The sequence below is a fragment of the Aquabacterium parvum genome, assembly GCF_001447195.1.
Classification (GTDB): domain Bacteria; phylum Pseudomonadota; class Gammaproteobacteria; order Burkholderiales; family Burkholderiaceae_C; genus Aquabacterium; species Aquabacterium parvum.
This window is the reverse complement of record NZ_LFRI01000483.1, coordinates 1-273: the sequence shown is the minus strand read 5'-3', so window position 1 is coordinate 273 and position 273 is coordinate 1. Positions and strand designations below refer to the sequence as shown.

The 273-nt window shown below is 67.0% G+C and carries 1 protein-coding gene; it reads right to left on the bottom strand.

Annotation, left to right across the window (positions count from 1 at the left end; all coding sequences use genetic code 11):
* Positions 1–54: 54 nt before the first annotated feature.
* A partial coding sequence (locus ABG80_RS23010; protein WP_160322598.1) for a hypothetical protein occupies positions 55–273 on the bottom strand: 219 nt, incomplete at its 5' end.

Here is a 273-nt window from a genome sequence, read left to right as displayed (position 1 = left end):
GGCTTCGCCCATCCCGCAGGGCCGCCGCCAGCGGCCTCATACGTGCATCCATCCTCACACCTTGCCCCCCTCATAGGCGAGGCTCACCGACGCGCCAGGAGCCCACGCACGCACCGGCACGGACACCTGCTCACCCCCTCGGCCCTCGAAAGGCTTGGTGTCCGGAACTGTGAGGGTGAAGAGTTGAACGAGGCCACGGTTATCGAGGCCCTCGATCTGGAGAACCGGGCGGGTGGGGATCACCTCGCCGGTCTTCTTGTTGACGCCACCACC